A 23,026-nucleotide genomic window follows, 5' to 3' on the forward strand; every position below is an offset into this window, starting at 1 on the left:
TCGCGGGCAAGCCATCTTCGCACTCGGTACTGGGGGGTTTGATCAACCTTGAAGTTGATAAAACTTAATTATTTCTACCATTGCCCGCATCGCAGCATCGTCATTACGCAACAGTATGTCTTCAACGTCTCTCAGCGGGGGTGAAGGATGCAGAAGGTCGATTATTTGGCTCGCGGCGTAGTCTTGAACCACTCGATCCGCCCCTTGAACTCTTACAAAACCTATAGCAGCATCTCCGCCGAGGAAGTGATTAGAAATACGAATTTTTGGAGACGCGCCATAATTAACCACAATGACCAGATCATCATTATCTCGATGAAATTTCAGCTGATTGATAGATACACCAAACTCTGAAAAATCGACACCATCAACACCTCCATATGTATTGACAATGACATCTCTGCCCAACCCGTCATATTTGTAGATATCATTACCTGCGCCGCCGGACAAAGTATCGTCACCCAGGCCGCCCCACAAAACATCATCTCCTACACCGCCCGAGATATAGTCATCTCCCCGCATACCGCGTATTTCACCAGCGCCACTCAAAGTATCATTACCTCGCCCACCAACGAGAGGGAGTAATTTGTTATCCCGAGCAGAAGTTACCACCCGAGCACTATTGATCAGGACACCATGGCGATAAACATCAGGAGCAGGAGCTAGCTTACTATTGGCTACAAGATCTTCCAGGCTAACGCTCGACCCATCTGCAAACTTTATAAGCTCGACACCAGAACCATCCAGATCACTGGCATTCGGCAAAACAATACGAACCTTTTGATCTTTGCCCCAAGAGATATCAAGCGTTGAGTACAGCATTTGCCCACGAGGCGGATTACGATAGGTGCCGCGTGGCGTGTTCGGCGCCAACTCTATATTCACCGCCTCAATTAATGCGGCGCCCCAGCTTAATTGCAATTGCTTCAGGGCAACGCCTTCCGGAAGCATAACAGTATCTGTATCGACCAACCCGAACTCGGCTTGCCACCCTGCGGCTCCAACTTCCGAACGGCGAAAAACAGGGCTTACTATATCCGCAACAATGGTCGTCGCCCCAGCATGAGTTCCGATTATATAAGTGTCTGGACCGCTTTCGCCATAAAGCCAATCTTCTCCTGAACCACTCACTAAATAATCTGCACCCTCGGCCCCTAGCAACGTATCGTTTCCTGCCCCGCCTGAAAGAAACGCCCCGGGAATACTATCTTCATAGGAACCATAGTTAACCACGGAATTCTTATAAGTGACTATCAAGTCATCTCCCGCACCGCCATAAAAAATATTTCCAACTTCAAGATTTACCCTGCCACCTGTGTCGTCGCCTTGAACGATTTGATGCCACACCTTGTCAGTCACCACCTCCCAGCTAAATTTCTTGTAGGTGATTTCATTACTGTTAAAACTGCCTGCCGGATAAACATTCCAACCCTTAATACCACCTGAGTCGTCCTTATCCTCTACGACAATATCACCCGTTTTTAAAGAGAACCCGCTATAGCTTGAGCCGGATGAATGGTATTGCGGTTTTTGCGTCGATGAATATTTCAACCCGTCCACGACAGGCCTGTAATCAGAACGGGGAGTAGAACTTAAAGATCTATCGGTGAAAACGGCTCTACCAAAAATAGAGCTAATCGACTGCGGAGTAGTTTCCGAGAGCACTCCTGTGTGGAAGCTATCATCAATTAAATCAGTTCGTTCGCTGTAGCTAAACTCATCATCAGTAGTATAGATAGCAACCCAAGCACCCTGGCTATTTAGCACAAACCCCGCTGCCAATCTACGTGCAGCGCGCCGTTCCTTAAACCTCTTAAGAAACTCCTCCTCCCACACCTTACCGCTGATAGTTTCTGGACGTAGAACCTCCTTCGCGACGTTGCTTTCACCCGTCGCCCCGCTAGACTTATCATGAACATCAGGCTGTTCGACAACAATAGCCGGACCTGTCAACTCGTCGTCCTCTTTGTTTGTGCTATCTCCCAGTGTAACTTTTACCGGAGTTAACTCGCCGACACCTATCAGACCCTGCTCTATCTTCATAACATCCTGAAAACTCAAAACAGTTCCGTCAGCAAACCTAAATGACGAATTCTTCCATTTTTCATGATCCCGTAGAAAAACTGCATCGCTCAAACCATTCGACAGTCGTAATACCCGGCCGACATCAATAACAGTAATTTCAGCTTTTAAGTTACCAAGGGTAAACCCTGGCCCGAATTTTATGATATTGTTTCCACCAGCATCTGCAATTACATCAAGGCCATCTCCGACACTAAAATTGAAAGTATCATCGCCGTCTTGACCTTCAAGATAATCGTTGCCAGTGCCTCCGCTAAAAACATTATTACCAGATCCGCCGCGAAGATAATCGACACCTCCCCCGCCATATAGTGTGTCGTTTCCACCACCACCTATCAGCGTGTCGTTTCCTGAACCACCATCAAGATAATCCGCTCCCTGTTCCGCTTCCGGTGTTTGCTCATAATCGCCTATTAAAAAGTCATCATCAGCACCGCCATAAAGTGTATCGGCGCCTAAGCCTCCCCAGATCGTATCGTTTCCCGTATCTCCTTGAATGTAGTCATCATTTGTTCCTCCCGACGCAAGGTTGTGCTCATCTCCATCCAGGGCGTCTGCCCCTTGTCCGCCAATTAGAGTGTCGGAACCACCCATGCCTCGAAGTGTGTCATCACCACTACCACCATCTAGAAAATCATTCCCGTGGTACCGAATCGGATGGTCGACATAATCACCGGATAGAACATCATTACCTGCACCACCATAAAGTGAATCGTCGGCACCACCACCTTGAAGCGTGTCGTTACCCGCCCCACCATCCAGAAAATCACTACCGAAATAATTCGCGGCGTTACCCTCAACGCCCTGCAATACAAAATCATCGCCCGTCAGGTCATCGTTACCGGGACCGCCGTACAACACATCGCTACCACCATTACCGGCCAGGGCATCATCACCGTCGCCACCATCCAACAAATCGTTGCCGTGGTGCCGACTTTGCAGACCGCCTCCCCAATCCAGGTTGTCTCCCAGCAAAATGTCGTTATCGCTGCCACCGTGAAGAGTGTCGTTCCCCCCGTCGCCACTCAAAACATCGTTTTCAGTTCCACCATCGAGTAAATCATCGCCCCAGCCGCCAGTGATAAAGTCACTACCACCCTGACCAAAAAGAATGTCATTGCCACCTTCCGCAGGAGCGCTGAGAGAGGCACGGGCAAAGACGTTACGCCTGCTAACGACACCGTCACCAATGGGGACGTCAACCCTCTTGAAATTCCAGGTTTTTTCCAGCATCCCGGTCACATCATCACCGGACAAGTTGTCGTCGCCGGCTCCGCCAATTAGCGTATCTGCTCCGTCACCACCGAGCAGCACGTCTCGGGCCCCAGTGCCCACGAGTAGATCCTCACCCTGCCCCCCATCAAGCCAATCGCCACGACTTGTCTTGCCGGGATCAGCTCCAGCAGCCATCGCTTGTTCGATTGTTAACTGCTGATCTGCAAACAACCGGTCATTTCCGGCTTTACCGAATAACTGATCGGAACCACCCAGACCGATGAGGACGTCGTCGTTCGGCGATCCATGAAGCACATCTGCCTTATTTCTCTGCTTCACCTTGCGCACGATAACGTTGCCCAATTCATCATAAGCGAGCTGATCACCGGGAACAGTGGGGTCGGCGTCTTTTGCTTTCCAGTCGCCCACGACGGTTAGATCAGCCCCTGAAAAATCTTGGCTTTGGTAATCCGGGAGCTGGATGCCCAACATGCCTGGCGCGAAGTGCCTGATAACAACCAGATCATTCTGGCCGTATTTGATATGAAGCGTTTTTTCAGAAAGCCCTTCGATCAGCGTTAAAGCTATAGCCCCATCTTCCGTAATCCAAGTATTGCTCAGAGGAGCACTACGCTTAAGGGCAGGAATAGATAAACCATTTATAAGTATTTGGCCATCAACATCAAAGTCGACAATCTGATCGACGCCATCGCCACTCGAAAACTCGTACCGATCACTACCGACACCTCCAATCAGAATATCGTTACCTTGACCGCCGACTAATACATCATCCCCAGACATGCCGTGTAGCGAGTCCCTGCCAACTCCGCCCGTTAACGAATCACGCCCCTGACCACCTTCAATGTAATCATTACCTTCGAGACCGATGACCGTGTCATTACCTGCGTCACCATAAAGATGGTCGCTATTGGGTCCGCCGCTGAGCGAACGGCCTCCATCATCCCCAAACATAACCAGAGGATTTGAAACACCGGTAGCCATAGGCGCTTGTTTGCCTGATGCAAGATCCGAGTAGGAATGGGCCTGAATCGTGTTTTCTCCGAATGATCCGCTGGTCCTGGCTATCAAGCGACCTAACATATCCGCGCGATCAATAAGCCATTGTTCGGTGATAAAGCCTTCGCCAGTTTTCGTGTCGTAGAGTTCCAGTTCTCGCCCAGGAAAACCATCTTCTCTTTCTATAACTATTTCACTGAGACAGTTAAGAGAGTTGCGTAACGCTTGCCCTACCGGAGTTTCCTTGGCGGCTAATACTGCCCACTGGGAAGTGCTGCCGTATTCCCCAATGGTCTTGGCTACGATGCTTTGGGATTGAACCGATGAAAACTTCGAAAAAAATGTATAAGCATTTTCGGCAAATGTTTCATCCGTAGTCGACACTACAGCGATATCACCTTCGTATGTGCGCCTGAACATATCAAAGAAGGCGTTAATGCCATATCTCAAGATCAAATCAACTGCAGGCGAAATAGGTGTACCTTTGACCACATACTGAATTAATGGATTAACGCTACCACTACTGAGTGCCACATTGATCTGCTCTGGTACGAGAGAGAACAAGCTGGCCAACGTATTCCAGCCGAAGTTCTTGATTACCGCTTTAATGGCCACATTGTATGAGTCTATGGCAAACAGGATATTCTTGAAATCGTCGAGTCTATTGACTTTTGCTTTTGTGTGATTGCCTTTGATTTCTGACTCTGGGTCTCCTGCGTAGATCAACCTCCAGGTTTCATAAGGCGATTCCCCGCCCAACAGACTAAACGCGATTGTTCCTGACCATCCTGAATTTTGAATTGAAGCAGTGTCCAAGATCGCCGATCTTCGGCATGAACAATATTTCACCAACGGCTCTTGCATCAATGGAAGCGATTTGATGAATTAATGGTACCGTCCATGGATCTAAATGATCTATTGGTGATCCGTGTATTAGAGAGTTTACGAAATTGATTGCCACTCCATTAGATGACCGCTGTATAAACCCCGCACTGAACGTTTCATTCAGTCTCAATTGACCTTGGTGTACCGTATAAGCACGAATCAAAGCAGAGTAGGCACCACGCCCTCCATTTGCATCAATCGCCACATCCAACCAGAGTTTGGCACTCTTTAGAGTTAGCTCGACTTCGCTATCAAAAATAATTCTTCCAGAAAGCTTCTCGCCAATAATATCTGATAGAGCCTGGTAAAACGGCACGCAATTTCGCCCCTCTATCGCGACCGGTTCATATGACTCTCTATTCAGCCCAAGCGTCATCCCATCACATACACTGACAGCATCGAAAATTCTTCTTTTCTCTGAATCATTAAAAACGTAGCTCATTATTACTTCCCTGTAATTATGGAGTTAGAAAGATATTCATTAATCTTCTGAAGCGCTTCGGGTGCACCCAATAACGATTTAGTCGAGGTCCCTACACGAGCAGCCCCTCCTGCAAAATCGAAATCATGCAATCCGACCGTGCAATGGACTGTTAAATCACCAAAATCTACATTTTCCAATTGTGTTTTATTAAACTTCAAAAGATCGGCACGACTCACTCCACTTTTTAAAATATGCTCCCATGGAGAGTCCAGGCCATCACACGCTATTGCACGTGGTGTTCCGTCACCTCGGCGCCAATCACTAATCACAAAATCCTTAACTGAAAAATAATTCTCAGTACTAGGAGGCAGCGCATTAAGCCAGAGCTCCAAGCCTGGATAATTTTTTAGTTTTACAATAAGCCCTCTAGGCCAATCGGTAGTTTTATACCCCACAGCATATGACCCAGTGGATGCCTTTCTTGTATACAACCTGGCCGTCACATAGAAATGTCCCCAGTGGGGTTCCGGTTCTATCATTTTCTCCACATAGACTGGGCGAAGTTCAGTCCCCGTCCACCAAAAGCCCCCCTCTAGTAGATCTGCAACACATTGCCCATTCCTCACGGAAGTACCTAGGCGTAATCCAGTTAACCGAGCTCTATCAATAAAGCTTCCACCGAAAATTGGAATATGATCCAAATCGCCAATTTTTTTACTGCATGCTTCTGACTCCTTGCGGCTACGCTCCCGGTATTCCGCCATTTCCTCCCATTCAATGTAGAACCCTACAGACCAATAGCAAAAAGCCAAAAACAATCCGTACTTCAGTATCTTCCCACACCACCTAGACATACCTTTGCGAAAAAACTTAAGCATTTAAAGCTCCCTTTTAAATGATCATACAGTTTGTTTTTTAGCAACAATCTGAAATCGCACGGTCAAAAATATCAAAATACGCCTTCACCTCATGTTTGATATCGAACCTGATTGCCGTCGATCTAGCTGAGTCTCTAATCAAGCCAAAGTCTCCGCCTGACTTCAAAACACCGCACACTTTTCGCGAAATCTCCTTACTGTCAAAAAAGTCCACCAGCAACCCATTGACTCCGTCAATAACCACCTCCTTAACCGGTGCGGTATCGGACCCGATCACGACACACCCAGACGCCATCGCCTCTAACATCGACCAAGACAACACGAAGGGATACGTCAAATAAACATGTACCACTGAAAGTTGCAGAACAGCTCTATAAGTTTCATAAGGCAGTCTGCCCGTAAAATGAATATTTGACAGATCAACATCCAACTCAGCCATCATTTTGCTGCGCCAACTTTCATACCCTACGGGCTTTCGCCCATAACTTACGCTATCGCCTCCCACTATCACGATGTTGGCGTTCGGACACTGGGCCTGAATATAAGGAATGGATCTCATGAAACTATGAAACCCACGATAGGGCTCAAGATTCCGGGCAACATACGTCACGATGGGTTGGCCTGCACTTATCACATACCCACTGGGTAGCGTCACAGAGTTGACCTGTACAGCGTCAGGCAATTGAAAAGGAATACCCTCATGAATAACGTGAATTTTAGATTGATAACTCAAGGGAAACAGGCTTCGCTGCCAATGGGTAGGCGCAATTCCAACATCGCATTGTTCAAGATTCAAAAGGTGCATTGAATTCAGCGGGCGAAGGCTTGAAGCAGCACCAGTGGCACACGGAAACTCCGGATCAAAATCCATATCCGTTTTCTTTGAATGATAATAATATTCACAAAAATGAATCAGAGGAGAATCTGGATACACATCCTTGGCGAACAGTGTTTCACCCCATCCTGGATGAGCGAGAATCACATCCGGGCGATAACCTTCCTGCTTAAGCTTCATCAATATTCTAAAAACTTGCTGCCCATCAACTATCGCCTCTTCATATTTATACAAATAGGGATGAGCTAAACTCGATGTTTTTCTCACAGGTCTATAACGAAACAGCTTTATGCCAGAAATGCCGGGAGCGGTGTCTCGCCCTATCGCGGTAACGGTGATACCCGGTCGATTCAACGCCGCCAACGCAACATGTCGAAACTGACCGGGAAAGTTTTGATGAACAATAAGTAAATCCATGATCCAGCCGGTGTCCTTCCTTAGATACCTCCATTAAATTGAGATTTTTCAACATCAATATGAATATACAAACGCTAACAAATACGCAGAAATAAAACTGTAGGAGGGTTCCGAGAACTTCCTAGGAGAAGGTGCAATTTACCCGGGCAAAAAAAAGCGGCGCTTAATGCGCCGCTTTTTTGTAGCTGCTTAACGGTGGCCATCGCGACCGTCGTGATCGCCACGTCCACCTCGGTGGTCTCCTCGACCATCATGACCACGGCGGTCATTGTCCCAATTGCCGCGATTGTGGCCGTCCCAACCACCTCGGTCATGCCCTTGCCAGCCACGGTTCTGGGACTGGTAGTAGCGCGGTTGCGCCTGGTAATAACGCGGCGCCGAATAGTAACGAGGGGCCGGTTGGTAGTAACGCGGTGCTGGCTGATAGTAGCGTGGGGCTGCGTAATAGCTGCCACCGCCCGAGTAGTAAGCCGGCGCGGGGGACGTGTAGACCTCTGAGCTGTAGTAGCTGGATCCTCCATCTCCGTAGGAATAGGGAGCGCATGCACCAAGGGACAAACTCAACACGACCAGCATAAGAATTCGGCGATACATAGCGGCCTCCTGGACCGCGAGTGAGCCACACCAGCGACGCTGGCAGGCGACAGCTCATTATTGGCGACTGTCGAAAGATCAGACATCGATTTCGGAATCTGGTGCGTTTATGAAACACATTGATACAAGTCGCCGATGAGAGGTTTTTCATCCGCCCATAAAAAACGGCGCCTCCAGAAAACCGGAGACGCCGCCGTATTCATCCGCTGATTAATGGTGCCCGTAGTGGTATCCGCCGCGGGAATAACGAGAGCCGTAGCCACCGTGGTAATAGGCGTGGTAACCACCGTAAAAACGTGGACCGTAGTAACCGCCGAAGTACCAGGGCGAGTAATAGCCACCGTAGTAGTAGGGCGAGTAATAACCGGGTGAGTAGTAAGGGTCGGTGTATACCGCAGCAGGTGCCGGGTAGTAATAACAAGCTGATAGACCCAATCCGATCGATGCGCTGAGCAGGCATCGAAGAAGCGTTTTTCGACGGAACATGGCGGCCTCCTGGAAGACCAACGGCGGCAGTCGGCACAGGCCGGCCTACATAAGCTTTGACTCGAAAACCCTCGACAAGTGCGCCTTGGCGCCAACCTTCAGATCAGCGGCCAACCCGTCCCATAACAGTGCGCAGCCGCACCATCACAATGCGCCACGGCACCTGCAGCCACGGGCACAAAACCCGCAATGCCCCGACTAGAAGGCTTACGCCGACTTGGCACGGCTCTCGCTTTAGTAAAAGCGTGCAGGAGTCATCACAGGTTCGCGGCACCACAATTTGCAATGGCTGACTAGGGTTCCGGCTCGCTTAGGCGAGTGGCTGGTCCGAGAGTTGGCGACCTCCAGTTGAGGTTACACGGCGGGACAAAAGCCCGGGAGACAAGCCACCGTTTACGGTGCTGCTGCCTTCCTGTCCGCCCATCATCAACTGGAGAACCATCCCATGTCCCGACTACGTTTACCCGCCCTGCTCGCCGCTGCGTTCGCCGCCCTCGTGAGCGTCTCGTCCCAAGCCGCACAAAAAGACCACTTCAGCGTTTGCTGGACTATCTATGCCGGTTGGATGCCCTGGGAATACGCCGGCAGCCAAGGCATCGTCGACAAATGGGCGAAAAAGTACGGCATCAAAATCGATGTGGTGCAGCTCAACGACTACGTCGAGTCGATCAATCAATACACCGCCGGCCAGTTCGATGGCTGCACCATGACCAACATGGACGCGCTGACCATTCCGGCGGCCGGTGGCGTCGACAGCACCGCGCTGATCGTCAGCGACTTCTCGAACGGCAACGACGGCATTGTGCTCAAGGGCGAAGGCAAGAAAGTCGCCGACCTCAAGGGCATGGACGTCAATCTGGTGGAACTCTCGGTTTCCCATTACCTGCTGGCCCGCGCCCTCGATTCAGTCGATCTCACCGAGAAAGACCTGAAAGTGGTCAACACCTCCGACGCCGACATCTCGGCGGCCTTCAATACCGATCAAGTCAAAGCCGTCACCACCTGGAACCCGATGCTCTCGGACATCAAGGCCAAACCCGGCGTGACCGAAGTCTTCAACTCAAGCCAGGTGCCTGGCGAAATCATGGACATGATGGTGGTCAACAGCGCCACCCTCAAAGACAACCCGGCCCTGGGCAAAGCACTCACCGGTGCCTGGTTCGAAGTGGTCGAGTTGATGAACGCGAAAAACGCCGCGAGCAAAGCGGCGCTGGAACACATGGCCAAAGCCTCGGGCACCGACCTGGCCGGTTTCCAGTCGCAACTCGACACCACCAAATTGTTCGCCACCCCGCAGGAAGCCCTGGCGTTCTCTAACAGCAAGCAACTGCCGGACACCATGCGCAAAGTTGCCGAGTTTTCGTTCCAACACGGCTTGCTCGGTGAAGGCGCCAAGGACACCAGCGCCGTCGGTATGGCTTTCGCCAACGGCGTGACCAGCGGCGACAAGGGCAACCTCAAGCTGCGCTTCGACCCGAGCTACGTGCAGATGGCTGCTGACTCCAAGCTGTAATAAAGGAGGACCTGGCCATGCGCCTGATCAATCGTCACCCGGATCGCCCGAGTCGCCTGTTGTTGGTGATCCTGCCGTTCGCCCTGGTGCTGCTCGCCTACTTTTTAGGCTCGGCCGAGCGGCTGACGGACAACCCCAACGACAAACTGCTGCCGAGCGCCGTGCAGATGACCGACGCGGTCAAACGCCTGGCCTTCGTCGCCGACACCCGCACCGGTGAATACGTGCTCTGGCAAGACAGCGCCTCCAGCCTGCGACGGCTGGCCATTGGACTGGGCATCAGTGCCTTGGCCGGGTTATGCCTGGGCATGGCGGCCGGGACTTTGCCGTTGTTCGGCGCACCGTTATCGCCATTGCTGACGGTGCTGTCGATGGTGCCGCCACTGGCGATCCTGCCGATTCTGTTCATCGTCTTCGGCTTGGGCGAGTTGTCGAAAGTGATGCTGATCGTGATCGGCATCACCCCGGCGCTGGCTCGGGATCTGGAACAACGCGCCCGGGAAATCCCCGTCGAGTTGCTGATCAAGGCCCAGACCCTCGGCGCCTCGACCTGGACGCTGATGCTGCGAGTGATCCTGCCGCAATTGCTGCCGCGCCTGCTCATTTCGCTGCGGCTGATGCTCGGTTCGGCATGGTTGTTCCTGATCGCCGCCGAAGCGATCGCCTCCACTGACGGCCTCGGCTACCGGATTTTTCTGGTGCGCCGTTACCTGGCGATGGACGTGATCCTGCCGTATGTGGTCTGGATCACCCTGCTCGCCTGGCTGATGGATTGGGGCCTGAAGCGCCTGACTCAGCGTGCGTTTCCTTGGTATGAAGGAGCGCGAGCATGAGCTTCATCACCGTGAAAAACGTCTGGCAGCAGTACGCCGATCAGGTCGTCCTCGAAGGGCTGAACCTGAACGTCAACGAGGGTGAGTTCTGCACCTTGGTCGGCGCTTCGGGTTGCGGCAAGTCGACCTTCCTGCGCTTGCTGCTGGGTCAGGAAAAAGCCAGTCGCGGCGAGATTTTGTTGGACGGCCAAGCCCTGGCCGGCGAACCGGACTCAAGCCGTGGCGTGGTGTTCCAGCGCTACTCGGTGTTCCCGCACCTGAGCGTGCTGGACAACGTCGCCCTCGGCCTCGAACTGCCGCGCTCGCCACTGCTCGGGCGCTTGTTCGGCAGCGCTAAAAAAGACGCCCGCGAACAGGCTTCAGTGTTGCTGCACAAGGTCGGCCTCGGCCACTCGCTGGACAAGTACCCAGCGCAGCTCTCCGGCGGCATGCAGCAACGGCTGGCCATCGCCCAGGCGTTGATCATGAAGCCGCGCGTGTTGCTGCTCGACGAACCGTTCGGCGCCCTCGATCCGGGCATCCGCAAAGACATGCATCAGTTGCTGCTGGAGCTGTGGCGCGAGACGCAACTGACGGTGTTCATGGTCACCCATGACCTGTCCGAAGGCTTCACCCTCGGCACGCGGCTGCTGGTGTTCGACAAGGTCCGCATCGACCCGCACGCCCCCGGCGCCTATGGCGCGCGCATCACCTACGACATCCCTTTGAACAGCGACCGCCGCGCCCATCGCGCCGCCGTCGATGCCTTGCCGATTGAATTGGCAGGCACGCTTCGCACCGCTTAAGAGGATTTTGCACATGACTGATTCGACCCGACTGTTCCCGCCCTTCGCCGAGGAAATGCTCCCTGGCGGCGGCCATCGTTCCTTCGTTTTGAAGCGCGGCCAATTGCTGCGCCTGACCGACCTGCGCGGCGGTGCAAATGTCAGCCTGACGCTGCTCAACGCCAATGAAAAAACCGAACGCCTGAACCTGCCCGACAGCCTCAAATGCCAACACACCGCCAAGCTCACCAGCGGCCATTGTTTGTACTCGGACATGGGCCGGGTGCTGGCGGCGATCACCGCCGACACGTGCGGCTGGAGTGACAGCCTCGGTGGTGTTTTGTGTGCTGAAGAAGTCGCAGAAAAATACGGCCAGGGCCGTTATCAGGAGCTGCGCAACGGCTTTTTCCGCAACGGCACTGACAACCTGCTGGTGGAACTGGGCAAGTGGGGTCTGGGCCTGTCGGACTTGCTGATGACCCTCAACCTGTTCAGCCGGGTGAACGTCGATGAGGCCGGGCGTTTCCACTTCGTCGAAGGCAATTCCAAGGCTGGCGACTACATCGAGCTGTATGCGCCGATGGACACGCTGGTGGTGCTCACCGCGCTGCAACATCCGATGGACCCGTCGCCGGACTACGCGCCGAAACCACTGAAGCTGAGCTGGATGAACGCAGACGCCAGTGTCGCCGAACATTGCCGCACCTCGCGCCCGGAAAACGAGCGCGGCTTTATCAACACCGACCGTTTGTTCGCCTGAGGATCGCTGCCATGTCACTCGCCATCGCTACCACTCATCAGCTGCCAGAAACTGCGATCTACCGCGCCACCATCCCCGCCGGGGAACCCTGGCTGATGGAGGTCAAGGCCGGCCAGACCTTGCGCATCCTCGACCTGGAAGGCAATCAAGCGGTCGATACCTTGTTCTACAGCGTCGCCAATCCGAAGGAACGCTACGACGTGCAACGCACGCTGCGCCAGCAAAACAGCGTCTACCTCAGCACCGGCAGCGTGCTCTATTCCAACCTCGGCAAACCGATGCTGACCCTCGTCGCCGACACTTGCGGGCGCCACGACACCCTCGGCGGCGCCTGCGCCCAAGAGAGCAACACCGTGCGTTATGCGTTGGAGAAACGCTACATGCACAGCTGCCGCGACAACTACCTGCGGGCCTGCGTCCACGACGGGCGACTCGGTAAGGGCGACATCGGACCGAACATCAACTTCTTCATGAACGTGCCGGTCACCGCCGACGGTGGGCTGACCTTTGAAGACGGGATTTCGGCGCCGGGCAAATACGTTGATTTGCGGGCGGAGATGGACGTGATTGTGCTGATTTCGAATTGCCCGCAATTGAACAATCCGTGCAATGCCTACAACCCGACACCTGCGGAGTTACTGGTATGGAACTGAAAATGGCGCGGTTGCGGCGGTGGTTGTTTGCCCTGTGCCAGGCCCGATCCGGGCAGTGCCTGCAACAGCGAGAGCACCGCTAAACCTTGTGGCGAGGGAGCTTGCTCCCGCTGGGTCGCGAAGCGGCCCCAAACCCGGCAACACGGCTGAGCCTGATACACCGTGGCGGCTGGTTTTGCGACTGCTACGCAGCCGAGCGGGAGCAAGCTCCCTCGCCACAAAAAGCGCGAAATTCGTTCATCCGGGACGGCCCGGGTGCATTTCGAAAAACTGCGGGACGGCCCGCATCCCAGGTCGAGGCTGATGCTTGATCGCCTCCGGGGGTTTTGCCATGTTCGAAAAAGTCCTGATTGCCAACCGTGGCGCGATTGCCTGCCGCATCCTGCGCACACTGCGTGAATTGCAGGTCAAGGGCGTCGCCGTTTACTCCCAAGCCGATGCCGCGAGTTTGCACATCTTGCAAGCCGACGAAGCCCACAGCCTCGGTGAAGGTGCTGCCGCCGGCACTTATCTGGCGGTGGATAAAATCCTCGCCATCGCCCACGCCACTGGCGCCACGGCGATCCATCCCGGCTACGGTTTTCTCTCGGAAAACGCCGCATTCGCCGAAGCCTGTGAAGCGGCGAACATCGCCTTCATCGGCCCGACGCCGGAGCAGCTGCGAGTGTTCGGCCTCAAGCACACCGCCCGCGCCTTGGCCAAACAACACGGCGTGCCGATGCTCGAAGGCACGGAGTTGCTCGACAGCCTCGAAGCGGCGTTGATTGCCGGCGAACAGGTCGGCTATCCAGTGATGCTGAAAAGCACTGCGGGCGGTGGCGGCATCGGCATGCGCGTGTGCCGCAGCGCTGCCGAGTTGAGCGAATCCTTTGAAGCGGTCAAACGCCTCGGTCAGAACAACTTCAGCGACGCCGGGGTGTTCATCGAGAAGTACATCCAGCGCGCCCGTCACCTGGAAGTGCAGGTGTTCGGCAATGGTCGCGGCGAGGTTATTGCCCTCGGCGTGCGCGACTGCTCGGTGCAGCGACGCAATCAGAAAGTCCTCGAAGAAACCCCGGCGCCGAACCTGCCCGAAGGCATGGCCGATGAGCTGTGCGCAGCGGCGATCAAACTGGCCAAAGCAGTGAATTACCGAAGTGCCGGCACGGTGGAATTTGTCTTCGACAGCGAGGACCAGCGCTTCTACTTTCTGGAAGTGAACACCCGGTTGCAGGTGGAGCACGGCGTCACCGAACAGGTGTGGGGCGTGGACCTGGTGGGCTGGATGGTCGAACTGGCGGCCGGTGATTTGCCGCCGCTGAGCGAGTTGAGCCGAGGCTTGAAAGCGCACGGTCATGCGATTCAGGCGCGGCTGTATGCCGAAGATCCGGGCCGGGATTTCCAGCCGAGTCCTGGTTTGCTGACGGCGGTGAATTTCCCGGTTTGCGATGGAAAAAAGCTGCGCATCGACACGTGGGTCGAGGCCGGTTGCGAGATCCCGCCGTACTTCGATCCGATGATCGCCAAAGTCATCAGTTGGGCGCCGACCCGCGAACAGGCGCGTGCGGATCTGCACCAGGCGCTGGGTGACAGCCTGCTCTACGGCGTAGAAACCAACCGCGATTACCTGCGGCAGATTCTGCTCGATACGCCTTTCGCCAGCGGTCAGCCGTGGACTCGTTGCCTGGAAGGTCTGGCGTATCAGGCCAACACCTTTGAAGTGCTCAGCGCCGGCACGCAAACCAGCGTTCAGGATTATCCAGGTCGCCTCGGTTACTGGGCGGTGGGCGTGCCGCCGTCGGGACCGATGGACAGTCGGGCGTTGCGCTTGGGCAATCGTCTGCTGGGGAATGACGAAGGCCTTGCGGCGCTGGAAATCACCATGAGCGGACCGTTGCTGCGCTTCAACTGCGAGGCGGTGGTCGCGGTGACGGGAGCGGTGATTGCGCTGACGTTGAACGGTGAAGCGGTGCCGATGAACACCGCGTTGCTGATCCCGGCGGGCGCTACGTTGAGCCTCGGCACGATTGCCGGGGCCGGCGCCCGTAGCTATTTGTGCCTGCGCGGTGGCCTGCAAGTGCCGGACTATCTGGGCAGCAAAAGCACTTTCACCCTCGGGCAGTTTGGCGGGCATGGCGGTCGAGCGCTGCGGGCCGGGGATGTGTTGCATGTGCCGGCGTTGAGTGATCGCAGTGTCGGAGGGCAACTGTCTCAAATCGCAGAGCTGCCTGCGGTGCGGCAGATTCGGGTGATCTATGGTCCGCATGGTGCACCGCAATACTTCACCGAAAACTACATCGGCATCTTCTTCGCCACTGAGTGGGAAGTGCATTTCAATTCCAGCCGTACCGGCGTGCGGTTGATCGGGCCGAAGCCGGAATGGGTACGGGCGGATGGTGGTGAAGCCGGATTGCATCCATCGAATATTCATGACAATCCGTACGCGATTGGGGCGGTGGATTTTACCGGGGATATGCCGGTGATCCTTGGGCCTGACGGGCCGAGCCTGGGCGGGTTTGTTTGCCCGGTGACGGTGATAGAAGCGGATCTTTGGCAGTTGGGTCAGTTGAAGGCTGGGGATAAGGTTCAGTTCCACCCAGTCGATCTCAAGACGGCCCGCTCACTTGCCTTGGAATGGGATCCCTGTGGGAGCGGGCTTGCTCGCGAAAGCGGTGTATCAGACACATTAACACCGACTGACACGCCCTCTTCGCGAGCAAGCCCGCTCCCACAGGGGGTTGAGCCGCCTGTGGTATTGGATATCGGGCAGTCAGATACGAGGCTAGTCGCGAGGTTGTCGGGCGACACTCATCTGCTATTGGAAATCGGCGCACCTGAACTTGATCTGGTTCTGCGCTTCCGCGCCCACGCCTTGATGCAGGCACTGGAAAGCAAACACCTGCACGGCGTAATCGACCTGACGCCGGGCATCCGCTCACTGCAGGTGCACTACCAACCGGAGCAACTGCCGCTGGCCGATCTGCTCGGCATCATCGCCGGTGAATGGGACGCCGTGTGCGCCGCCAAGGACCTGCAAGTACCTTCGCGCATCGTCCATCTGCCGTTGTCCTGGGACGATCCGGCGTGCCAATTGGCAATCGAAAAGTACATGACCACCGTGCGCAAAGACGCGCCGTGGTGCCCGAGCAATCTGGAGTTTATCCGCCGCATCAACGACCTGCCGAACCTCGACGAAGTACAGCGCACGGTGTTCGACGCCAGCTATCTGGTGATGGGCCTCGGTGACGTCTACCTCGGCGCACCGGTCGCCACCCCGCTCGACCCGCGCCATCGGCTGGTGACCACCAAATACAACCCGGCTCGTACCTGGACTGCCGAGAATTCGGTGGGCATCGGTGGCGCCTACCTGTGCGTGTACGGCATGGAAGGCCCCGGCGGTTATCAGTTTGTCGGGCGCACATTGCAGATGTGGAATCGCTATCGCGAGGTTGCCGCGTTCGATGGCAAACCGTGGTTGCTGAGGTTCTTCGATCAGATCCGTTTCTACCCGGTGAGCGCTGACGAATTGCTGCGCATTCGACGGGATTTTCCCCTCGGGCGCTTCGAACTGAACATCGAACACAGCCAGTTGAACCTGGCGGATTACCAGGCGTTTTTGGCGAAGGAAGCCGAGAGCATTGCGGCGTTTCGGGATCAGCAAAAAGGCGCGTTCAACGCCGAGCGCGAACGCTGGATCGCCAGCGGACAAGCGCATTTCGACAGCAAGGAACTGATCCCGGAAGCCACCGAAGACGCACCGCTGGCCTGCGGTCAACAAAGCATCGACAGCCACATCGCCGGCAACCTCTGGCAGGTGTCGGTTGAGGTCGGCAGCCGCGTGGCCGCCGGGGATGTGCTGGTGATTCTGGAGTCGATGAAGATGGAAATCCCGCTGCTCGCGCCGATGGCCGGCGTCGTGCGCGAGATTCGTGTGCAACCGGGTTCGGCGGTGCGCGCCGGGCAGCGGGTCGTGGTGCTGGACCTCGACTGAACTCATTTTGAAAAGGATCAAGCCATGAACTTCAATCTGCAACTCGACGCCCTGCGTAGCGCCTATCGCGACCGCCACACCACGCCTCGGCAACTGTTGCTGAGCCTGCGGGACAAAGCCGCGGCGCTGAACCCGGATTATCACCTGTTCATCCACTTGCTCAGTGTCGAGGAACTGGAGCCGTACCTCGCCGCGCTCGACGGTTGCGATGTCGACAGCCTGCCGCTGTACGGCGTGCCGTTCGCGATCAAGGACAACATCGATCTGGCAGGCATTCCGACCACGGCGGCGTGCCCGGCGTTTGCCTATGTGCCGGAGCGTTCGGCAACCATCGTCGAGCAGTTGCTGGCGCTGGGGGCAATTCCGCTGGGCAAGACCAATCTCGACCAGTTCGCCACGGGGCTGAATGGCAGTCGCTCACCTTATGGCGCCTGCCCGAACAGCGTGTTGCCGGAGTATCCGTCGGGCGGTTCCAGTGCCGGATCTTCGTTGGCAGTGGCGTTGGGTGTGGCGAGTTTTTCCCTCGGGACGGACACCGCGGGCTCGGGCCGGGTGCCGGCGGCGCTGAATAATCTGGTCGGTTTGAAAGCCACCAAAGGACTGATCTCCACGGGCGGCGTGGTGCCGGCGTGTCGCACGCTTGATTGCGTCACGACCTTCACCGCCACGGCTCGGGAGGCCAGTCAGTTGCTGGCGCTGACGGCGCACCTCGATCCACGGGACGCCTACAGTCGCAGCAATCCGTCATGGAATGATTGCTCGGCATTCGGTGCGCCGCGTCCGTTTCGTTTCGGCGTGCCCCGTGCCCAGGACCTGGAGTTTTTCGGTTGCCCTGAAGGCCCGCTGTTGTTCGGCGATGCCATCGACCAACTCAAAGTCTTGGGCGGTGAAGCGGTGGAGTTGGATCTGTCGCCATTCCTGGAAGCGGCGCGATTGCTCTATGAAGGTCCGTGGGTGGCCGAGCGCTACAGCGTGGCCGGCGAATTGATGGAGCAAAACCCGGAAGCGGTGCTCCCGGTGATTCGCGCGGTGCTGGCCAAGGCCCCGGCGGTGAGCGGCGTGCAGACTTTCCGCGCGCAGTATCGACTGCAAACCTTGAAGGCGCTGTGCGACCAGGCACTGGAAGGCCTCGATTGCGTGCTGACACCGACCATCGGTCGCCCGGTGACGTTGGCGGAACTGGCCGCCGAGCCGGTGCTGCGCAATTCGGAGTTGGGCTACTACACCAACTTCATGAACCTGCTCGACTACGCCGCCGTCGCCGTGCCCAGCGGTTTCATGGGCAATGGTTTGCCGTGGGGTGTCACGCTGTTTGGCCGGGCGTTTACCGATCAGTATCTGTTGAGCGTGGCGGATGGGTTGCAGCGTCTGCAAGGTTTGGCTGCGCCGACGCCGACAGTGATTGCCCGCAATGATCGCGCAAGGCTGGTGGTGTGTGGCGCGCATCTGGAGGGGCTGGCGTTGAACTGGCAACTGAAGCAGCGTGGGGGACGGTTGATCGAATCGACGTTCAGTTCGCCGAACTATCAACTGTATGCACTGGCCGGCGGTCCGCCGTTTCGTCCGGGGATGGTGCGGGTGAAGGAGGGTGGCGTGGCGATTGCGGTGGAGGTTTGGGAATTGCCGAGCAGTGAGTTGGGGTCGTTCTTGACCGGGATTCCGGCGCCGCTGGGGTTGGGCAAGGTGCAGCTCGCGGATGGGCGTTGGGAGAGTGGGTTTATTTGTGAGGGGTATGGGCTGGAGGGTGCGGTGGATATCAGTCGTTTGGGTGGGTGGCGTGCTTATCTGAAAAGCCTTGGCTGACACAAATCCTGTGGGAGCGAGCTTGCTCACGATGGCGATGCATCAGTCGACATCAAAGGTGAATGTACTGGCGCTATCGCGAGCGAGCTCGCTCCCACAATGTACGGTGCAATTTTCGTGGAGCGTGGGAACGATCATTTGGAGCAGTTATTTGCGCGCAGTGCCACTAGAATGCTGCCATCGGGTCACTGCCAACGGAACCACCATGCCGCTTCGCTCGCCGCTGTATTCCCAACGTTCGTTGGTCCTCACGCTGATTGCGTTGCTGGGCGCCGGTTTCCTCGCCACGTCCTTCCTCAGCTACTACGCCTCGCGAGCGTCAATCCGCGACAACATCGTTAACACCGAATTGCCGCTGACATCCGACACGGTCTACTCGGAAATCCAGAAAGACCTCGTCAGACCTATCCTGATTTCCTCGATGATGTCCCGCGACACCTTCATGCGCGACTGGGTCGTAAACGGCGAGCACGACCCGGACCAGATGACTCGCTACCTCAACGAGGTCATGACCCACTACGGCGCCTACACCGCGTTTTTCGTCTCCAATAGCAGCCTGACCTACTACCACGCCAAAGGCGTACTCAAGCAGATCAAAGCCGACGAACCGCGGGACGCCTGGTACTTCCGCGTTCGCGACATGAAAGAGCCCTACGAGATCAACGTCGATCCGGACATGGCCAACAAGGACAACCTGACGTTCTTCATCAACTACAAGGTCTATGACTACAAGGACCAGTTCATCGGCGCTGCGGGCGTTGGTCTGACAGTCGATGCGGTGATCAAGCTGATCGACAAGTACCAGCAGCGCTATCAGCGCAGCGTGTACTTCGTCGACACCTTCGGCCGGCTGGTGCTCACGGGGGCCGACGGTGGCCCGCAAGGTGCGCGGGCTGGCCAAAGCCTGGGTGAACTCGACAGCATGAAAGGCCTGGTCAGCCAATTGCCCAAACCCCACAGCGGCAGCTACGAATATTCCGTCCAGGGTCAGGGCCATTTCCTCAACGTGCGATTCATTCCCGAGCTGAACTGGTACCTGTTCGTCGACAAACGCGAAGACGGCGCCCTCAGCGAAATCCGCCAATCGCTGTACCTCAACCTGCTGATCTGCCTGGTCGTCACGCTGATTGTGCTGGCCCTGCTCTACCGGGTAATCAAACGCTATCAGAGCAAAATTCAGGCTCAAGCCACCCTCGACAGCCTGACCGAACTACCCAACCGCCGGGGCTTCGACCTGCTGGCTGCACAAGCGATGCACGAAGCCCGGCGCGAACCGAAACCGCTGACCGCGTTGCTGCTGGACCTGGACCATTTCAAGGTATTGAACGACACCTACGGCCACTTGGCCGGCGATCAGGTGCTGATCGGTTTCGCCCGGGATCTGGAGAGTTGCCTGCGCCATTCCGACATCGTCTGCCGTTGGGGCGGTGAGGAATTTATCGTGCTGCTCAAGGACACCGACGGTGAGACCGGTCAGAAAATCGCCGAGAAAATCCGTCAGCATGTGGAAAAACAGCGTTATGCCTACAACGGCAAGGAGCTGCAACTGACGGTGAGCATCGGCCTGACCACCCTGCAACCGGATGAAACCTTGCACACGCTGCTGTCCCGGGCCGATCATGCGATGTACCGGGCCAAACAAGCCGGCCGCAACCGCACCTGCGTGGAAATGCCTCACTCCGCTTATGAATAAGAAGCTGAATATGAAGCTGAATAAGAAACCTGACCTCTGCCCGGCCTGCGGCGCCCCCAACGACTGCAGCCTGGCCAACCCGCGAACCGCCGACCGCGCCTGCTGGTGCTACGGCGTGAGCATCGACCCGGCGGTACTCGAAGCGCTGCCGGCCGAGTTGCGCGATATTTCCTGCCTGTGCCCACGCTGCGCGCAGGTCGAGGTGCAGTTGCAAGCAGCGGCCCGGCCGATCACGTAAGATGCGCGGCCCTTTTCCCTCCGACGTCTAGCCATGCGTGTCGACCGTTTCCTCAGCAACCTGCCGCGCTTCAACCGTAAGCAGGTTCGTCTGTTGCTGGTGGAAAAACGCGTGCGGATCGACGCAAAAGTCGTCAGCGACCCGCATGCCGAGGTGCTGGAGTTCAGTCGTGTGGAAGTCGACGATGAAGTGCTGCAAGTCGGTAAACCGGCGCGCTACTTCATGCTGAACAAGCCGCCCGGCTGCGTCAGCGCCACCCGCGATCCGCAACACCCGACTGTGCTCGACCTGATCCATGAGCCGGACAAGGACGACCTGCACATCGCCGGTCGCCTGGACTTCAACACCACCGGCCTGATGATCATCACCAACGACGGCAGCTGGTCGCGCCGCCTGACCCAACCCCAGACCAAACTACCGAAGGTCTATTACGTCGAGACCGAACAGGACATTGGCCCGGAGTATGCGATCAAGTTCACCGAGGGTCTGTATTTCGCCTTCGAGGATCTCACCACCCAACCCGCTGAACTGGTCCTGCTGGGGCCAAAGTCCGCGCGGCTGGGCATCGTCGAAGGCCGGTATCACCAGGTGAAGCGCATGTTCGGCCACTTTGACAACAAGGTGCTGCACCTGCACCGCGAAAGCATGGGCCCGCTGCTGCTCGATAACGCGCTAAAACCGGGCGAGTACCGTGCGTTGCGCACCGAAGAGATCCAATTGATCTAAGCAGGCGACCGCTCAGCAGAAGTTGTCGAACAATTTACCAATGACACTTGCGCGATAGCGTGACCCCTGCTTGAATCAGGACGTCGGCCGAAATGTGACCGACGAGTCACAACATACCTCTAAGAAATCTTTTGCCGGCCAAGAACCCTCAGGTTCTGCATTCCACCGGCAGATTGCCCGCCAATAATAAAACCCGTCGACCGGCCTTCAATGGATCGACATGGGCTCCAAATTCCAGGCGTATGCCTACTGTCACAAATCTCGTGCAATCTCATTTGCGCGCATACCCGCTTGCCCAGGAGTCTTATGACATGAGGCCAGAAATCGCTGTGCTGGATATACAGGGTCAGTATCGGGTTTACACGGAGTTCTATCGCGCAGACGCCGCAGAGAAGACCATTATTCTCGTCAACGGCTCGATGGCCACGACTGCGTCGTTTGCTCAGACCGTGAAAAACCTACACCCGCAGTTCAACGTGGTTTGCTACGACCAGCCCTACGCGGGCAAGTCAAAAGCCCACAACCTGCATGAGAAATTGCTGACCAAGGAAGTCGAAGGGCAGATCTTGCTGGAGCTGATCGACCACTTCGCCGCTGAACACGTGCTGTCGTTTTCCTGGGGTGGCGCCGCGACCCTGGTCGCCCTCGCCCACCAGCCACGGCGCATTGAAAAAGCCGTGATCAGCTCGTTCTCCCCGGAGATCAACGAGCACATGCGCGACTACCTGGAACGCGGCGTCGATTACCTCGGCAGCCGGGACGGCGACCGGGTCGGCAACCTGGTGAACAGCACCATCGGCAAACACTTGCCGTCGCTGTTCAAGCGCTTCAACTATCGCCACGTGAGCAGCCTGGCTGAACACGAATACGGGCAGATGCACTTCCACATCAGCGACCTGCTGCACAGCGACCGCCAGTGCTTCCTCAAGGCTGCCGAAAAAATCAACGTGCCGGTGCTGTTCATGAACGGCGAATGGGACGAATACACCGCCGCCGAAGGCGCCCGGCTATTCGCCAACCACGTGCAACACGCCACCTTCAGCACCTTGCAAGCCACCGGGCACTTTCTCGACATGGAACACAAAGCCGCCTGCCGAGACAGCCAAAACGCACTGCTGGGCTTCCTGAAACCGGCGCAACACACCAGCCGACCGCGTTACCACTACGTCCAGGACCAACATGCACTGGCAATCTGAAACAACGTCATCGCGAGCAAGCCCCGCCCTACAGAGCTAACGCA

At 56.2% G+C, this 23,026-nt stretch carries 17 protein-coding genes and 1 riboswitch; of the genes, 11 read left to right on the top strand and 6 right to left on the bottom strand.

Translation table 11 applies throughout. From position 1 onward, the window contains the following. Positions 1-42: 42 nt before the first annotated feature. The 6 genes from AC1MEW_RS30250 to AC1MEW_RS30275 all read right to left on the bottom strand — a co-directional run bounded on the left by AC1MEW_RS30250 (position 43) and on the right by AC1MEW_RS30275 (position 8,833). Positions 43-5,130, bottom strand: coding sequence for a calcium-binding protein (locus AC1MEW_RS30250; RefSeq protein ID WP_480424670.1), 5,088 nt, complete (start codon positions 5,128-5,130; stop codon positions 43-45). After that, positions 5,078-5,641, bottom strand: a complete 564-nt coding sequence (locus AC1MEW_RS30255) for a hypothetical protein (protein WP_480424672.1) — start codon at positions 5,639-5,641, stop codon at positions 5,078-5,080. Before AC1MEW_RS30255 ends, AC1MEW_RS30250 begins: the two co-directional genes overlap by 53 nt. A 2-nt stretch (positions 5,642-5,643) precedes the next feature. Beyond that, positions 5,644-6,501 carry a hypothetical protein gene (locus tag AC1MEW_RS30260; RefSeq protein WP_322270745.1) on the bottom strand — a complete coding sequence of 286 codons (858 nt, stop codon included), beginning with the start codon at positions 6,499-6,501 and terminating at the stop codon, positions 5,644-5,646. A gap of 37 nt (positions 6,502-6,538) precedes the next feature. Next, the gene (locus AC1MEW_RS30265) at positions 6,539-7,753 is read right to left on the bottom strand and encodes a glycosyltransferase family 4 protein (protein ID WP_480424673.1); all 1,215 of its coding nucleotides are present in this window, start codon (positions 7,751-7,753) and stop codon (positions 6,539-6,541) included. A 189-nt stretch (positions 7,754-7,942) separates the two neighbouring features. Beyond that, entirely contained in the window at positions 7,943-8,347 is a 405-nt protein-coding gene (locus AC1MEW_RS30270) for a hypothetical protein (RefSeq protein ID WP_201255631.1), read from the bottom strand. Positions 8,348-8,557: 210 nt separating this feature from the next. Continuing rightward, entirely contained in the window at positions 8,558-8,833 is a 276-nt protein-coding gene (locus AC1MEW_RS30275; RefSeq protein WP_201255630.1) for a hypothetical protein, read from the bottom strand. A gap of 282 nt (positions 8,834-9,115) precedes the next feature. Next, positions 9,116-9,216: riboswitch (guanidine-I (ykkC/yxkD leader) on the top strand. Positions 9,217-9,278: 62 nt separating this feature from the next. Between AC1MEW_RS30275 and AC1MEW_RS30280 the strand changes: the two genes are divergently transcribed. From AC1MEW_RS30280 to AC1MEW_RS30330, 11 genes are all read left to right on the top strand, one after another. After that, positions 9,279-10,346, top strand: coding sequence for a putative urea ABC transporter substrate-binding protein (locus AC1MEW_RS30280; protein ID WP_201255629.1), 1,068 nt, complete (start codon positions 9,279-9,281; stop codon positions 10,344-10,346). Positions 10,347-10,363: 17 nt separating this feature from the next. Beyond that, positions 10,364-11,179 (top strand): ABC transporter permease, encoded by an 816-nt coding sequence (locus AC1MEW_RS30285; RefSeq protein WP_480424676.1) that lies wholly within the window; start codon positions 10,364-10,366, stop codon positions 11,177-11,179. After that, a complete protein-coding gene (locus AC1MEW_RS30290; protein ID WP_322270739.1) occupies positions 11,176-11,964 on the top strand; it encodes an ABC transporter ATP-binding protein in 789 nt (262 codons plus the stop codon). Before AC1MEW_RS30285 ends, AC1MEW_RS30290 begins: the two co-directional genes overlap by 4 nt. 13 nt (positions 11,965-11,977) lie before the next feature. Next, entirely contained in the window at positions 11,978-12,703 is a 726-nt protein-coding gene (locus AC1MEW_RS30295; protein ID WP_201255626.1) for an urea amidolyase associated protein UAAP1, read from the top strand. An 11-nt stretch (positions 12,704-12,714) separates the two neighbouring features. Further along, on the top strand, positions 12,715-13,356 hold the full coding sequence (locus tag AC1MEW_RS30300) for an urea amidolyase associated protein UAAP2 (protein ID WP_480424677.1): 642 nt from the start codon (positions 12,715-12,717) through the stop codon (positions 13,354-13,356). Positions 13,357-13,687: 331 nt separating this feature from the next. Beyond that, positions 13,688-17,326: an urea carboxylase gene (gene uca / locus AC1MEW_RS30305; protein ID WP_480424679.1), complete on the top strand. Its 3,639-nt coding sequence runs from the start codon at positions 13,688-13,690 to the stop codon at positions 17,324-17,326. 24 nt (positions 17,327-17,350) lie between these two features. Then, entirely contained in the window at positions 17,351-19,129 is a 1,779-nt protein-coding gene (gene atzF, locus AC1MEW_RS30310) for an allophanate hydrolase (protein ID WP_480424680.1), read from the top strand. A 205-nt stretch (positions 19,130-19,334) separates the two neighbouring features. Next, complete coding sequence (locus AC1MEW_RS30315) at positions 19,335-20,822, top strand: sensor domain-containing diguanylate cyclase (protein WP_480424682.1); 1,488 nt, start codon at positions 19,335-19,337, stop codon at positions 20,820-20,822. A gap of 10 nt (positions 20,823-20,832) precedes the next feature. Then, positions 20,833-21,060, top strand: a complete 228-nt coding sequence (locus tag AC1MEW_RS30320) for a cysteine-rich CWC family protein (RefSeq protein WP_201201452.1) — start codon at positions 20,833-20,835, stop codon at positions 21,058-21,060. 33 nt (positions 21,061-21,093) lie between these two features. Further along, positions 21,094-21,786 carry a pseudouridine synthase gene (locus AC1MEW_RS30325; protein ID WP_201201450.1) on the top strand — a complete coding sequence of 231 codons (693 nt, stop codon included), beginning with the start codon at positions 21,094-21,096 and terminating at the stop codon, positions 21,784-21,786. A gap of 311 nt (positions 21,787-22,097) precedes the next feature. Then, entirely contained in the window at positions 22,098-22,982 is an 885-nt protein-coding gene (locus tag AC1MEW_RS30330) for an alpha/beta fold hydrolase (RefSeq protein ID WP_201201449.1), read from the top strand. The last annotated feature ends 44 nt before the right edge of the window (positions 22,983-23,026 follow it).

The sequence above is a fragment of the Pseudomonas sp. ASL4 genome, from assembly GCF_056680395.1.

Bases quoted from the DNA above. Each gene is read 5' to 3' on its own strand.
- AC1MEW_RS30330 (WP_201201449.1), top strand. From the start codon at position 22,098: ATGAGGCCAGAAATCGCTGTGCTGGATATACAGGGTCAGTATCGGGTT.
- AC1MEW_RS30315 (WP_480424682.1), top strand. From the start codon at position 19,335: ATGCCGCTTCGCTCGCCGCTGTATTCCCAACGTTCGTTGGTCCTCACG.
- AC1MEW_RS30275 (WP_201255630.1), bottom strand. From the start codon at position 8,833: ATGTTCCGTCGAAAAACGCTTCTTCGATGCCTGCTCAGCGCATCGATC.
- AC1MEW_RS30270 (WP_201255631.1), bottom strand. From the start codon at position 8,347: ATGTATCGCCGAATTCTTATGCTGGTCGTGTTGAGTTTGTCCCTTGGT.
- AC1MEW_RS30290 (WP_322270739.1), top strand. From the start codon at position 11,176: ATGAGCTTCATCACCGTGAAAAACGTCTGGCAGCAGTACGCCGATCAG.
- AC1MEW_RS30295 (WP_201255626.1), top strand. From the start codon at position 11,978: ATGACTGATTCGACCCGACTGTTCCCGCCCTTCGCCGAGGAAATGCTC.
- AC1MEW_RS30325 (WP_201201450.1), top strand. From the start codon at position 21,094: ATGCGTGTCGACCGTTTCCTCAGCAACCTGCCGCGCTTCAACCGTAAG.
- AC1MEW_RS30320 (WP_201201452.1), top strand. From the start codon at position 20,833: ATGAAGCTGAATAAGAAACCTGACCTCTGCCCGGCCTGCGGCGCCCCC.
- AC1MEW_RS30285 (WP_480424676.1), top strand. From the start codon at position 10,364: ATGCGCCTGATCAATCGTCACCCGGATCGCCCGAGTCGCCTGTTGTTG.
- AC1MEW_RS30255 (WP_480424672.1), bottom strand. From the start codon at position 5,641: ATGAGCTACGTTTTTAATGATTCAGAGAAAAGAAGAATTTTCGATGCT.
- AC1MEW_RS30260 (WP_322270745.1), bottom strand. From the start codon at position 6,501: ATGCTTAAGTTTTTTCGCAAAGGTATGTCTAGGTGGTGTGGGAAGATA.
- AC1MEW_RS30265 (WP_480424673.1), bottom strand. From the start codon at position 7,753: ATGGATTTACTTATTGTTCATCAAAACTTTCCCGGTCAGTTTCGACAT.
- atzF (WP_480424680.1), top strand. From the start codon at position 17,351: ATGAACTTCAATCTGCAACTCGACGCCCTGCGTAGCGCCTATCGCGAC.
- AC1MEW_RS30300 (WP_480424677.1), top strand. From the start codon at position 12,715: ATGTCACTCGCCATCGCTACCACTCATCAGCTGCCAGAAACTGCGATC.
- uca (WP_480424679.1), top strand. From the start codon at position 13,688: ATGTTCGAAAAAGTCCTGATTGCCAACCGTGGCGCGATTGCCTGCCGC.
- AC1MEW_RS30280 (WP_201255629.1), top strand. From the start codon at position 9,279: ATGTCCCGACTACGTTTACCCGCCCTGCTCGCCGCTGCGTTCGCCGCC.